The sequence below is a fragment of the Faecalispora anaeroviscerum genome (assembly GCF_947568225.1).
GTDB classification, from domain to species: Bacteria; Bacillota; Clostridia; order Oscillospirales; family Acutalibacteraceae; genus Faecalispora; species Faecalispora anaeroviscerum.
The window spans coordinates 1155416-1169037 of record NZ_CANOOQ010000001.1; the positions used below are offsets into that span (position 1 = coordinate 1155416).

Annotated in this window: 12 protein-coding genes and 1 tRNA gene; 5 read left to right on the forward strand and 8 right to left on the reverse strand. The window is 47.7% G+C overall.

Features of this window, described 5'->3' with window-relative positions; genetic code table 11:
* Nucleotides 1-60: 60 nt before the first annotated feature.
* A complete protein-coding gene (locus tag QOS46_RS05740) occupies nucleotides 61-762 on the reverse strand; it encodes a FadR/GntR family transcriptional regulator (protein WP_283607994.1) in 702 nt (233 codons plus the stop codon).
* A gap of 142 nt (nucleotides 763-904) precedes the next feature.
* Nucleotides 905-1720: an SDR family NAD(P)-dependent oxidoreductase gene (locus QOS46_RS05745; RefSeq protein ID WP_283607996.1), complete on the reverse strand. Its 816-nt coding sequence runs from the start codon at nucleotides 1718-1720 to the stop codon at nucleotides 905-907.
* 421 nt (nucleotides 1721-2141) lie between these two features.
* On the opposite strand from QOS46_RS05745, the gene QOS46_RS05750 reads away from it, so the two are divergent.
* The 4 genes from QOS46_RS05750 (at nucleotide 2142) to QOS46_RS05765 (ending at nucleotide 6499) form a co-directional block, all read left to right on the forward strand.
* Nucleotides 2142-3680, forward strand: a complete 1539-nt coding sequence (locus QOS46_RS05750) for a sugar ABC transporter ATP-binding protein (protein WP_283607997.1) — start codon at nucleotides 2142-2144, stop codon at nucleotides 3678-3680.
* Entirely contained in the window at nucleotides 3681-4688 is a 1008-nt protein-coding gene (locus QOS46_RS05755; RefSeq protein WP_283607998.1) for an ABC transporter permease, read from the forward strand.
* A 105-nt stretch (nucleotides 4689-4793) separates the two neighbouring features.
* Nucleotides 4794-5783: a substrate-binding domain-containing protein gene (locus tag QOS46_RS05760; RefSeq protein ID WP_283607999.1), complete on the forward strand. Its 990-nt coding sequence runs from the start codon at nucleotides 4794-4796 to the stop codon at nucleotides 5781-5783.
* A gap of 47 nt (nucleotides 5784-5830) precedes the next feature.
* Nucleotides 5831-6499: a cyclase family protein gene (locus QOS46_RS05765; RefSeq protein WP_283608001.1), complete on the forward strand. Its 669-nt coding sequence runs from the start codon at nucleotides 5831-5833 to the stop codon at nucleotides 6497-6499.
* Nucleotides 6500-6769: 270 nt separating this feature from the next.
* On the opposite strand, the gene cysK is transcribed toward QOS46_RS05765, so the two are convergent.
* The 4 genes from cysK to QOS46_RS05785 all read right to left on the reverse strand — a co-directional run bounded on the left by cysK (nucleotide 6770) and on the right by QOS46_RS05785 (nucleotide 11851).
* Nucleotides 6770-7702 (reverse strand): cysteine synthase A, encoded by a 933-nt coding sequence (gene cysK, locus QOS46_RS05770; RefSeq protein ID WP_283608003.1) that lies wholly within the window; start codon nucleotides 7700-7702, stop codon nucleotides 6770-6772.
* 356 nt (nucleotides 7703-8058) lie between these two features.
* A complete protein-coding gene (locus QOS46_RS05775; protein WP_283608004.1) occupies nucleotides 8059-8721 on the reverse strand; it encodes a YoaK family protein in 663 nt (220 codons plus the stop codon).
* 420 nt (nucleotides 8722-9141) lie between these two features.
* Entirely contained in the window at nucleotides 9142-10992 is a 1851-nt protein-coding gene (gene hcp, locus QOS46_RS05780; protein WP_283608006.1) for a hydroxylamine reductase, read from the reverse strand.
* A gap of 187 nt (nucleotides 10993-11179) precedes the next feature.
* Entirely contained in the window at nucleotides 11180-11851 is a 672-nt protein-coding gene (locus tag QOS46_RS05785) for a Crp/Fnr family transcriptional regulator (protein ID WP_283608009.1), read from the reverse strand.
* Between the two features lie 197 nt (nucleotides 11852-12048).
* Here QOS46_RS05785 and QOS46_RS05790 point away from each other — a divergent pair, with 197 nt between their 5' ends.
* Nucleotides 12049-12399 carry a cupin domain-containing protein gene (locus tag QOS46_RS05790; protein ID WP_283608011.1) on the forward strand — a complete coding sequence of 117 codons (351 nt, stop codon included), beginning with the start codon at nucleotides 12049-12051 and terminating at the stop codon, nucleotides 12397-12399.
* A 184-nt stretch (nucleotides 12400-12583) separates the two neighbouring features.
* Here the strand turns inward: QOS46_RS05790 and QOS46_RS05795 are convergent, their stop codons facing one another.
* Nucleotides 12584-13231 carry a DUF421 domain-containing protein gene (locus QOS46_RS05795; protein WP_283608013.1) on the reverse strand — a complete coding sequence of 216 codons (648 nt, stop codon included), beginning with the start codon at nucleotides 13229-13231 and terminating at the stop codon, nucleotides 12584-12586.
* Between the two features lie 294 nt (nucleotides 13232-13525).
* Nucleotides 13526-13601: transfer RNA gene (locus QOS46_RS05800), tRNA-Ala, on the reverse strand.
* Nucleotides 13602-13622 lie beyond the last annotated feature (21 nt).

Genomic DNA, 13622 nt, shown 5'->3' on the forward strand with positions numbered 1-13622 from the left:
GCTGTTGTTTTTTGTATGATGATAGATGTCATACAACATAACTTCGAATTTTGCGCATTATCATGATGATAATGCGCTGCGCTCCTGAAAATTCTTGAGAGAAATTTCCACATGCTCCCTCATAACGGTTTTTGCCATATCATAATTGTGAATTTTAATTGCCTCTAAAATCAGGTTGTGATATTTCATGCCGCTGTCCACGCCGATTGTTCTGGTGACGTCCTGAATCGCACCCTCCAAAACATCCGTGAGCAAGCCCATGAGATGAATGACCAGAGAATTCCCCGAAATCTCAGCTAAAATCATATGAAAACGGAAATCCTCTTTGGTGTAGGTCTGAATATCACCCCGGGTTTCGGCCATCTTTTTAAGACTTTCCGAAAGGCGCTCAATATCGGCATCCGTCGCCTTTCTGGCTGCGATACCCGCAACTTCAACCTCCATAATGACACGGAACTCGAAGATCTCTTCCACAGATGAAGCACCCAGGTAAATCGCCGGGATCATTTCATTCATATAATGACCTGGCGTGAATTCGCGCACGAAAGAGCCTTCGCCCAGCCGTGTTTCAAGCAGCCCGAGAACGGTCAGCTTCTGAAGGGCCTGCCGCACCGTAATTCGGCTGACACCGAACGCCGCACACAATTCGTTTTCAGAAGGCAGCTTTTGTCCCGGAGTCCACGTTCCGTCCAGCAGCTGCTGCTTTAACTGCTTAAACACCTGTTCACTGATATTTGTCTTTTTAATCGCCTGTAAAGCCAAAACTGTCACCCCTATGATCCATTGCTTCATGCAATGATATTTCAGACGGATTGTGATTTAGTTGTCATACAATTATACAACCAAATAGATAACAAGTCAATATATGCCAATTGCGGGGTGAACAAGCCAGCAACAAGGGAAGTTAGTACTTGGTGTCATAGTGCCAGGGCTTGCCGCCGGCCAGGCAGCCGCCATCCACCACATACATCTGGCCGCTCATATAGCTGGACGCGTCGGAAGCCAGCAAAATGACCATGCCAAGCAAATCCTGAGGGGTACCCGCACGCTCCATGGCTATTCTTTGCAGAAGGAACGAAGAGCGCTCCGGATCATTCCACAGCGGAGCGGTAAGCGGAGTGCTGATATGCCCCGGCGCCAGCGCGTTGGAACGAATTCCATACTGTGCCCATTCAATGGCCTGCGCTCGCGTCATTGCTGCTACGCCGCTTTTGGAGGCGCCGTATACCCCACAGCCGCCGAGCATCATCACGGCATTATACGATGCAACATTAATAATGCTGCCGTTTTTGGCGACTAGCATATGCTTGGCAACCTCTTGACTCAGAAAAAACGCGCCCTTTAAATTGACGCCCATAATCCTGTCGTAGGTTTCCTCATCCGCATCCAGACTACCATCTCTTTTATTGATTCCCGCGCAATTGATCAGAACATCAATCCTGCCGAATTTTTCAATAACAGCCTGCACGCACTGTTTGATAGAATTCATCTCCAGCAGATTCAGTCCAAAAAGCTCTGCGGAGTTTCCTTGTGCAAGAATTTGGGCTTTCACTTCACCCAAGCCTTTTTCGTCCCGGTCACACAAAGCCATATCCGCGCCGATTTCCGCCAGCCCTTTTGCAAGCTCGCTGCCAATTCCTCCGGCTGCACCTGTCAACAGGACCACCTTGCCCTCAAGCGAGAACAACTCTGATAACCGATCTTTGACCTTTTGAGACATAGTTACACCCCTTATCTGTTTTCAGCATTATTGATATGATGTATGATGTATTACAGATTACAAGTGCATTATACAAACATCACATCTTTCTGTCAATAGGAAAACAAAATTTTAAGCAAATATTATATTTGATTGCAAATTATAAAAAATTATAGTTTTTATAATAATAATTAAAATAATTTGATATTATTTTAACAGTTATGATAAAGTGATTTAGAATGATATAATAAATATTAACTATAAACTACATCTCATTTTTTAAATTTTTATATTTTTTATTATTTTTCTATTGACAGCAAAATAGCGAGAGAATATAATAAGCGCATGATATGTTGTAATACAGATATACAGGATAAGAACCATATTCGACACCTGAACGGCAAAAGTCGGCACATAATTGATTGCAAGCAGGGAGGCTACTATGGAAGCAGATACCACTTTGCTGGTTGCAAAAGGAATCACCAAGCGTTTTCCCGGCGTTCTTGCCTTATCCAATGTAGATTTTGAATGTGAAAAGGGAGAAGTCCATGCATTAATGGGAGAAAATGGCGCGGGAAAATCTACATTATCCAAAATAATTGCCGGAGTATATCCCCCGGATGAAGGAACGATTTATCTGGATGGCCAGGAGGTTCACTTTCAAAATACCAAACAGGCCATCTCCAGTGGAATTTCTATCGTGTCGCAGGAGTTCAATCTTCTGCCCCACCTGTCGGTAGCGGAAAACGTATTTCTGACCGACGACTTCTATTATTATAAGCGGCTGCGCATCAGCAACCGAAAAAAGATGGTTGAGGAGTCCCGCAAGCTGCTTGCTACCTTCGGCATGGAAGAATTCATTGATCCTTACCAAAAGGTTGAGAGCCTTTCTGTGGCGCAGAAACAAATCGTGGAGATAATTAAGGCGGTTTCTACCAAAGCCAAGCTGGTGATACTCGACGAACCGACGGCGACGCTTTCCCATAAGGAGGTTAGCAGCTTGTTCCGCGTCATTCGTCAGCTGAAGTCGGAGGGCATGAGCTTTATTATTGTTTCTCACCGCATCAACGAGGTCTACGAAATTTCAGACCGGATCACGGTACTGCGAGACGGAAAACTGGTGCTTTTGGGCGCGAAAACCGCAGAGCTGGATCAGAATGATCTGATCAAAAACATGGTCGGGCGTGAAATTAACGATCTGTACTGCTGCGGAACCTTTCAGAAGCAGAATTTGACCGGACGTCCGATTGTAATGGAGGTTCGGAACATGACTGACAAGCGTCAGTATGTAAAGAACATTTCTTTTGATCTGCGCGAGGGAGAAATTCTCGGCATTTCCGGCCTGGTTGGCGCGGGCCGAACCGAACTGATTCGGTGTGTGTTTGGGATCGACCCCCGATCAAGCGGCACAGTAAAGGTGATGGGAAAGGAAGTTCCTCCCAACAGTATTTCTGCGAGCATGCGCAACTCCATGGGCTTTGTGCCGGACGACCGGCATCAGGTGCTTCTGCAGCAGGTTAGCGTAGTCAAAAACATCTGTCTTGCACACCACGTACTGAGTCCCGGATTATTCATCAATCAAAATAAAGAAGACGAGCAGGCCGAAGAACAGGTAAAAAAGCTGTACATAAAGGTGGCAAATTTAGATCATCTGGTCTGCAATCTGAGCGGAGGCAATCAGCAGAAGGTACTGCTCGGCAAATGGCTGATGCTGAACCCCAAAATTCTGTTTGTAGACGAGCCCACCCGCGGAATTGATATCGCTGCCAAATGCGAAATTTATGCCATTATGAAACAGCTGGCTGCCTCCGGTGTTTCCATCGTCATGGTTTCCTCCGAAATTCCTGAAATTTTAGGCGTGTGCGACCGCACCCTGATTATGAGGGACGGGCAGCTTACCGCTAATTTGGATATTGAGGATGCCACGGAAGAAAAAATCGGTTATTACGCTACACTTGGCACGATTGAGGAGGCGGTTTAGATGAACCAAAAAACGCTGAATGCCCCACCGCGGCTGCTGCGCACTTATAAAGACTATAAAACGGAAATTTCTATGCTGGGGATTTTTATCATCAGTTTTCTCATCATGAATTTTCTGTCCCCGTATTTTGCTACCTCTAAAAACCTGATGAACGTCATGACACAGGTCTCCACCAATTCGCTGATTTCCATTGGTATGACCCTGGTCATCCTCACCGGCGGAATCGATCTTTCCGTTGGCGCCGTACTCGGAATTTCTGCCATGGCGGCCGGTATGGTGCTAAAGTTCACCGGCAGCATCGCGCTCGGCGTAATGGCGGCGTTGGCAGTGGGGTTGGCTGTCGGCCTCATCAACGGGTACCTAATCGGGTACCTGAACATGCCGGCCTTCATCGTTACCCTGGGTATGATGCAAATTTGCAGAAGCCTTACGTATGTGATGTCGGACGGCAACACCGCAAGCAATTTTCCCGACGCCTTCTCCCTGCTGGGAAAGGGCAAGCTGTTCGGCGGCATACCGATGTACGTTGTATTGATTATGCTGCTGTATATCCTTTTTATTTTCATCATGTCCAAAACTAAATTTGGGCGTTTCATCTATGCAACCGGCTCCAATCCGGAGGCGGCCCGTCTATCCGGCATCAATATAAAATTCCACACGATGATGACCTATGTGATTTCGGGTCTTTTGTCCGCAACAGCGGGCCTTGTCATGATTTCACGTATGATGGCTGTGGACCCCACCTACGGCAAGGATGCGGAAATGGACGCTATTGCCGCCGTGGTCATCGGCGGAACGAGTATGATGGGCGGCAAAGGCTCTTTGTGGGGAACTCTGATCGGCGTTCTTCTGGTTGGATTTTTGCGCAATGCGCTCAATCTGGGTGGAATCAATCCCTTCTGGCAGGGCAGTGCGGTTGGCGCCGTTATTATCTTTGCGGTTTTAACAGAGCGGCTCTCCAACAAACGGGTATCCCGCAAAAAGAACAAGCCACAGGCAGGCAAATAATCTTTTGGGTCTTCCATTTAAATGTATGGAGTAAAACACTGTCTGCAGATTTTTGGAACGGAATCGTCCGCTCTGAAAATTTAGCAATAGATTAGGAGGATATGTATGAAAAAATTTGCATCAATCGTATTGTCTGCGATGTTGATCACATCCGTCTTTTCCGGCTGCGGTGCCAGCCAGACCAACAGCACAGCCCCGCAAAGCAGCGAGCCTCAGGCTACCTCAAAGAAAATTGCATACCTCACCCCTTCCATGGATGTACCGTTCTGGCGTTATATAGCAACCGGCATTGAAAACACCGCAAAAGAAAATTCTTTGGAGGTTCAGGTATACGACTCCAAGGACAGCGCGGATACGCAGCTGAAAAATGCGCAGGATGCCGTTGTAAAGCAGGTTGACGCCATTGTGATTTCTCCGGTAGACAGCGCTTCCTGCCCCACTGTACTTTCTTTGGCCGAAGAGAACAAGATTCCGGTCGTGATCTGCGACATCGGTACCAACTCCGGTACCTATGCCTCCTTTATTTCTACTGATAATGAAAAGGGTGCCAAGATCATCGGCGATTATCTGGCTGGACTGCTCAAAGAAGGCGACAAGGTTGCTCAGATTACACTGAACCAGGCCAGAATCAACGGTCAGCTCCGCAAGAAGGGCTTTGAAGAGGGAATCGCCTCGAAAAAGCTGGTGCAGGTTGGTTTTAAACAGATGGAAAAGGTAAATCGCCAGGAAGGCGAAACTTTTGCTCAGGATCTGATTACTGCCACCCCTGACCTGAAAGGCCTGTTTGTACATGCGGAAGACCCCACCATGGGCGCTGTAACCGCAGCGGCTTCTGCAAACCGTACCGACCTGAAAATCGTCGGGTTTGACTGCTCCCCCGAAATGCTCAAGGGCATTGAAGCCGGCACCGTAGCAGCCACCTCCGCTCAGCAGCCGATTCTGATGGGCAAAACCTCTGTGGAGCAGGTCGTAAAAGTTCTGAAAGGCGAAACCCCTGAAAAAGAAATCAAGATGGATACCCTTTTGATCACCAAAGAAAACATTAAAGAGCTGGAAAACAGCACTCTGTATGAAACCGTTTTGACCAAGGATTAATTTTTTACCGGTCATTGCTTTTTCACGCGGAAAGGAGGAAAATCCTTTTGCTGCAAATTAAAAAAGTTTTTGATTTATCTCAACCCGTCTACGACAAATGCCCCGGCTGGGAAACCTACGAAATGACCAGCATGCGGTATGAGGCCATTTACCCCAAAGACCGCTTTAACGCGGAAAGAATCAGCCTGAATGCCCATACCGGCACTCATCTGGATGCCCCGTTCCACTTTGACCCCGAGGGAATCACCATCGACCAAATCCCGGTTGAACGCTTTCAGGGTCAGGCCGTTCTGGTTAATCTGGACGGAATCGTGCAGGACAAAGAAGGGATTTGCGCGAAGCATCTGGAGCCATACAAAGACCTGATCCAGAAAGACTCCATTGTGGTTCTTCACACCGGCTGGTGCCGTCTGCGTGGATTCACCGAGCGGTATTATCATGACTGGCCCTATTTGTCACGAGAGGGAGCCGAATGGCTGCGTGACAAACAGGTAAAAGGCGTAGGGATCGATACTCTAAGCATGGGCGGCTGGTACGAGGGTACCGGCAGACCCTGCCATGAGACCCTTCTACCGGCCGGGGTCTGGCTTTTGGAGGAACTGGATATTCCTCCCGAGCTTTTGCAATACAAAACCTTCTATTTGAGCGCATACCCCATCAAACTGCGGGGATTCTCCGGCGCACCGGCCCGTGCAGTGGGTATGATTCTGGAATAACGGGATACCGGGGGCGGTGCTTACTCCATGAACCCCTTAAAATGATAAATGGATTTCTTTATCATTATTTTCCCCCTTGTCTCCCCCTTATAGTAAACCTTCTGAAAAGCAAATTTTTGATAAAAGCACCGCCCCTGTTTTACCGGCAGTCTTCGCTTTTGCCAGGCGTGGCTGCATGAGCATAGCAAAGCACCCCAACAGCTTGTGTTGGGGTGCTTTGCATTTTAAGTGGGTGTCTTAATAAGCCACCTTTTCGGCTTTGTTACAATATTACTCTGAAAACAGCGGGGTAGAGAGATACCGCTCTCCGGTATCCGGCAGAATAGCAACAATCACCTTGCCCGCATTTTCCGGGCGTTTAGCCAATTCTGTTGCCGCCCAAATGGCCGCACCAGAAGAAATCCCCACCAGCAGACCCTCTACTTTTGAAAGCTCTTTGCCAGCAACAAATGCATCCTCGTTCTTCACACGGATAATCTCATCGTAAATTGCGGTATTGAGCACCTTAGGCACAAACCCTGCTCCAATTCCCTGAATCTTATGGGGACCGGACTTTCCTTCCGACAATACCGGCGAAGAATCAGGCTCCACAGCGACCACTTTCACATTCGGATTTTTCGACTTGAGGAACTCACCGGTACCGGTAAGCGTTCCACCGGTACCAACACCGGCTACCAAAAAGTCTACCTTGCCGTCGGTATCCTCCCAAATTTCAGGGCCGGTTGTTTTTCTGTGAACCTCCGGGTTGGCGGGGTTCACAAACTGACCGGGAATAAAGGAATGGGGAATTTCCTGGGCCAGCTCGTCGGCCCTGGCGATTGCGCCTGCCATTCCTTTCGCGCCTTCCGTCAATACAAGTTCTGCGCCATAGGCTTTCAGCAGATTTCTGCGCTCAACGCTCATGGTTTCCGGCATGGTAAGAATAACGCGATACCCGTGTGCCGCCGCCACAGAAGCAAGGCCGATACCGGTATTTCCGCTGGTAGGCTCAATAATGACAGATTCGGAATTGAGCAACCCCCGCGCCTCAGCGTCTTCGATCATCGCCTTGGCAATTCTGTCCTTTACGCTTCCGGCCGGATTAAAATACTCCAGCTTGCCAATTACAGTTGCCTTCAACTCATGCTTCTTTTCATAGTTGGAAAGTTCCAAAAGAGGAGTTTTTCCGATCAGATCTGTCAGACTCTTAAAAACCTTTGCCATAAGACGACCTCCCAAAATCATTTAAACATATAAGCAATATATGTTTTATTGATTTATATAATACAGCGCTTCTTCAGAATTGTCAATCATTTAATTTCTATTCCTGGCTAATCGTTCAGGCGCTCTTCTTTTTCCGCACCTGAACCACAGAAAATACGGATAAAGTTTTCTGCGACAGGCGAAAGAGAAACATTCTTTCTCCAAATGTGCGCGGTACCCGTCATCAAAAGAGGCTCTTCAACCCGCACTGCGGGGCTGCGATTCCCCCGGAGGACACTATACCGAGGCGCAGCGTTCACTGTCGCCTTTGCCCATGTTATAAAAATACAGCACAACTGCAAACACAAATGGTACTGTTAAGTTTCTTTGTTAATAAACATGATTGTAAAACCTATCAGCAAAAATATCGAACTTACTATAATTGCCTTTTCACACCATATATTTACGCAAAGGCTTCCTATAACCGCTCCAATCACAAAGATTCCGATAATACCCAAATATAAGAAACCGGTTTTCTTTTCTGCTTCATTTTTGGTAAGGCCATAATTGCTGATATTCTGCACAGCTACCCGCAGATTGCCGATACACATGGTAGTGGCCACTCCATTTCCATTCACCTTTCGAAAACTCTCCACCTGCGCACCACAGACAAATGAGATTAGACCATTAGCAAACAGGTTCAGATTTTGAGGCATAAATGCAACAACAAATAAAAGAATGGCTTCCGTCATAAGTACAGCCTGGCGCCAGTGAAAGCGCCGTGCATTAGTAAAGCATTTTTTTATAATTTCGGCAATAGCAATACCAAAAGAAAATGATAAAACAGGAAAAAGATATTGCCACGCTAAAGAGAAATGACCCATTGAAAGATTGACCCCAAACAATAAAATATTTCCTGTTTGGGCATTTGCAAAAACTTGTCCTCGACATATATAGGAATACGCATCCATAAACCCACCAGATAGCGTTAATAAAATTACGAGAGGCAGGGACTCGGACATTTGTTGAGCTTTTATCACTGATTTCTCCTCTCTTGCTTGCCGCAGAAAAATAAATTTCATTTATCAATATTTTAGAATTAATTATATAACACATTTCTCAGACTTACAACCATGGTTCTCTCAGGCCAAGTTCGAGATGTTGACAAAGACTGTTGTGAGGCCCTTTGATGTGATAAAATAACGTCAGCTGCCTCAGCCGCGCTTGTATTTTTACATTAAGCCAATCCTCGAGCCGCTTTTCGCCTTTCTAGAAGCGATCACGTTCCCCATGATGGTCGGCATTGCATGCATTTTAACCGGCTCTAAAACAAAATAACGGTATAGCATCAATGCTATACTGTTGTTTTGTTTTACTGTAATCGATCGTATTCTCGCTAAAAGAATCAGGGCTGCGAAGGACACACACCCACGGCCCTTCACAGCCCCTTCTGCTTTATTTTATCTTGCAATTCGCTGATTCAGCTGCCCCAGCAGCGCCTTGGGGTCAAGGCCATGCACCATGCAGGCATCCGCAAGGGACTCCATCTGGGAGGAAGGGCAACCCAGGCAGTGCATACCGCATTCCATCAGGATAGGAGCGGCGTCCGGATACTGCCGGAGGATTTCGCCGATCAGCATGTCCTCAGTAACAGCGGGCCTCGTCGCCGCACCCTTACCGAAAAACAACTCCAAGTCGTCTTCTACGCTGCCGATTCCGGCAATACCGAAGTTTTCAACCAGAACCTTTGCCACATTGGGAGAAAGAAAGGCCGGCAGCGTGGGACCAAGATGAATATTCTTTACACCGAGGTGCAGCAGCGCCAGCAGAACGATCACAGCCTTCTGCTCATACCACGCAATGTTATATACGATTGGCAGATCGTTGATGTCGTCCAGACCGAACACTTCCTTCAGCTTCAGGGCGATCACGGCCAGCGAATAGGAATCGTTGCACTGTCCGGCGTCCAGGACGCGCGGAATACCGCCGATGTCGCCGAGGCCAAGCTTATTGTACTTGTATTTTGCGCAGCCTGCAGTCAGAATCACCGTATCCTTTGGCAGTGCTCTGGCAAAATCGGTGTAGTAATTTCTCGACTTCGCGCGGCCGTCACAGCCGGCCATTACCACAAATTGTTTGATTGCGCCGGATTTGACCGCACCTACCACGGTATCGGCCAGAGCCAGCACCTGATTGTGCGCGAAGCCCCCGATGATTTCACCGCGCTCAATTTCCGCAGGAGATGCGCAGTGCTTTGCGTGCTCGATGATTTCGGAAAAATCCTTTTCCTCGCCGATCTCACCCGGAATATGCTTGCAGCCGGGGAAGCCGGCAGCACCTGTGGTGTAAAGACGGTCCTTGTAGCTGTCTTTCGGCGGCACAATGCAGTTGGTGGTCATCAGGATCGGGCCGTTGAAGCTCTCAAACTCTTCTTTCTGCTTCCACCACGCGTTGCCGTAGTTGCCGAAAAAGTGGGGATATTTCTTAAACGCCGGGTAATAATGAGCGGGTAGCATCTCGGAATGGGTGTATACATCCACGCCGGTACCCTCGGTCTGCTTCAGCAGCATTTCCAGGTCGCGCAGATCATGGCCCGAGATCAGGATGCCGGGGCGCATACCCACGCCGATATTGACCTTCGTGATCTCCGGATTGCCATAAGCGGAAGTGTTGGCCTCGTCCAGAAGTGCCATGCCGCTGACACCGTATTTACCGGTTTCCAGTGTCAATGCCACCAGATCGTTCACCGTCAGGGAATCATCCAGTGTTTTCGTCAAGGCACTCTGCAAGAATGCGTCGACCTCACCGTCATCCTTTAGCAGCACGTTCGCGTGCTTGCTGTAAGCGGAAAGCCCCTTCAGGCCATAGGTGATCAGCTCGCGCAGACTGCGGATATCCTCATCCTTCGTAGACAGCACACCCACTTCGGCTGCTTTTGCCACAAATTCAGAGCGGTTGGCAGAGGTCCATCTTGCGGCTTCCGGCAAAACTTCCGGATGCGCCACCTGCCCTAGCAGCTTCTGCTTGCGGAACAGTGTTTCAAAAACGCGGTCAACAATCGCATCCTCATCAAAATTCGCGTTGGTGATCGTGGCAAACAGATTCAGCGTAATCAGATGGTTGACCTCAGCGGAAACCTCCTTGCCCTCTTCCCGCAGCTGTGTGGTAACGGACGACAACCCCTTTGTCACATATACCAGCAGATCCTGCATAGCGGCGACCTCCGGCTTCTTCCCGCAGACACCTACCTGCGTGCAGCCGGTGCAGCCAGCGGTCTCCTGACACTGATAGCAAAACATTTTATTATCCATAAAAGTTTCCTCCCTCATTTTCGCTTGATGGCCTTACGGCCTTTGTTGTTCTCATCCTATCAGCATAAAGAATAAAAATCTGTAACGCCGGTTACGGATTAAAAAAGATCACAGATTTCTTTCGCAGTGGTTCGCGTAAAAATAGACGGTCTTTTCCCGACTGCGGTAGAAAAAAAACAGGTCTGGCTTAACTGTTTTGCAATACGTCAAAATTAATAATTTTAATTTGGCGTTTTTCTATTTGAATGATTCCATCCTCCTGCATCTTCATCAGCTCTCTGGATAAGGAGGGCCGCGCGGTATTCATAAAATCTGCTAGCTCCTCGCGGTTCATTGAGAGCGTCACCCGACCGTCGGGCGATGCGTTTTGCATCAGAACCTTTGCAATCTTCTGGCGGAGGGTGGCACACGATACGATTTGAAGCTTTCGGTTCAGATAATACGCTTTTTGCGCAAGAATGGACATCATATTGGAAATCAGCTTTGTGTGGTAGCCACAGTTTTCCCCGCAGGTGTGGTACAAAAAATCCTTTGGAATGTGCAGGATCTGGGAGGGCGCGACGGCCTGCGCGTATTGATTGTATTCCTGCTGATTTAAAAATAGAAACACCTCTCCAAACAGTTCCCCGGGCTGATTAAGGGTTGCCACAATGCTGCGCTTTCCGGAGCTGGAGTCGTTGCCGATGACGACCGCCCCCTCCAGAAGCACCAGCAGTTTTTTGGGAACATCGTGCTGGCAAAAAATTAGCTCGTCTTTTTCATAGCTCGCGATTTCCGACCGGCTGCATTTCAAACAGTTCTCGATATCGCTGTCTGCCATTTCAAAAAACAATGGGCTTTTTTTCAATGTAGAAATCATCCTTCCCGCCTCCTTATCTTCATTTTAGCAGAAAAGCTTTCTCCTATCCGTTGCATTTACAACTGCAATGCAATTCATTTTTTGATATGCTAATTTCAGTCCAACCGTTGCTCCCTGTATGTCCAAAAAACGTCGGCAACTTTTTTATTAAGTAAAATTTTTCAGCTACGCAATCAAGCCAGAAAGGGTGAATTGATATGAATAAACCATATTTAAAAAACATCGATTATGAAAAGGCACTGGAGCTTTCCTCTTTGGTGCAATATCAGCAGGGGCAGGTGGTAAGCCGCACCCTGGTTCAAAATCCAGCGGTCAGCATTACTCTTTTTTCCTTCGACAAAGGGGAAGAAATCAGCTCACACTCTTCCGACGGCGACGCCATACTAACCGTTCTGGAGGGCGACGCGCAGATCACAGTCGGCGGGCAGGTGAATACTCTGACGCAGGGACAGACCATCGTGATGCCATCAGGCATTCCGCACGCGGTAGCCGCTGCAAATCCGTTTAAAATGCTACTAACAGTAGTATTCCCATATCCAAGAAGCTAACCAGTTTTCGGCAGGCGTCTTTTTCAAGATTACCAACCATGTTATTCTTTCATGGTTGGTAATCACAGCTTGCTTCGAGGCCAAGAAGCTGTTTGTAACCTGCCTGATCCACCGAATCAAAGTCAAAAAAACTCGTCCCTTTTCAGAAACGAGTTGTATGTGCTTCTTCTTCACAGATAGTTTATCACGCCTTGCCGTGTCCTTTCCGTTCGCCGTTGTTATTCTCATAAAGAACAAGTTTCAAGTTCCGGTCACAGACAGCCAGAAAAATATCCTGCGCGGAATGAATATTGCGTTGTTTTAACTGCTTGTTCAACCAAGTCAAATCCAGCCCCATACGGCTCAAATTGTTCTCCAGAATACGACCATCCATAATCAGCTCGGTAAACAACAGCTCCTGTTCCGGAGACAGATTCATATCGTTGGGTGTGGCGGGGCGCTGGCTGCTCACCGGAAGGATCGTAAGTTTTCCGTTGTACTCAAAAACAGCAGTCTGAATGCTTGTCAAATCAAAGTACCCCTGCTGTCTGCACATAACCATGAATTCGCTCAGGTCCAGCTTGGCCTTTTTTAGATTTTCACGGTACAACTTCCCATGGTCCATGAGGATGGTAGGCGTACCATTGAGGTACTTGCGCATTCGAGGGAACTTGTTGGAAATAATGCTCAGCAATAGAGTAACACCTCCGTAAATCACCATTGCGGTAAGAGGTTTCCAGGGTTGCTCTAACTCTGTGGCCATTTCAGCGGCAATGGAACCGATGGTTATTCCCGTGATATAGTCGAAAAAATCCAACTGAGCAATCTGTTTATGCCCAATGAATTTAGCCACCAAAAACAGTACGCCGAAGGAGCATAGCGTGGTGAAGCAAAGAACTAGAAAATCGATTGATATCTCCCCCTTTTTTTCTTTACTATTCTGACCTGAATTGCAACAAACATGCATGACAGTAACAGGATGGCGCTGAACGTCATTATTTTCGTCATGGTCTACGGGAGAATTTGAACACATTATCATTGATTTGGAGTACTTCAACGTGGACATAGTTATTTGCGCAATCGCCGAATAAAGCAAAAAACTCGTCTCTTTTCAGAGACGAGTTTTTTGTGCTTCTTCTAGAAAGTTTGGTGGAGAATAGCGGGATCGAACCGCTGACCTCCTGCATGCCATGCAGGCGCTCTCCCAGCTGAGCTAATCCCCCATAGGCCAATTCCGCAAAAAA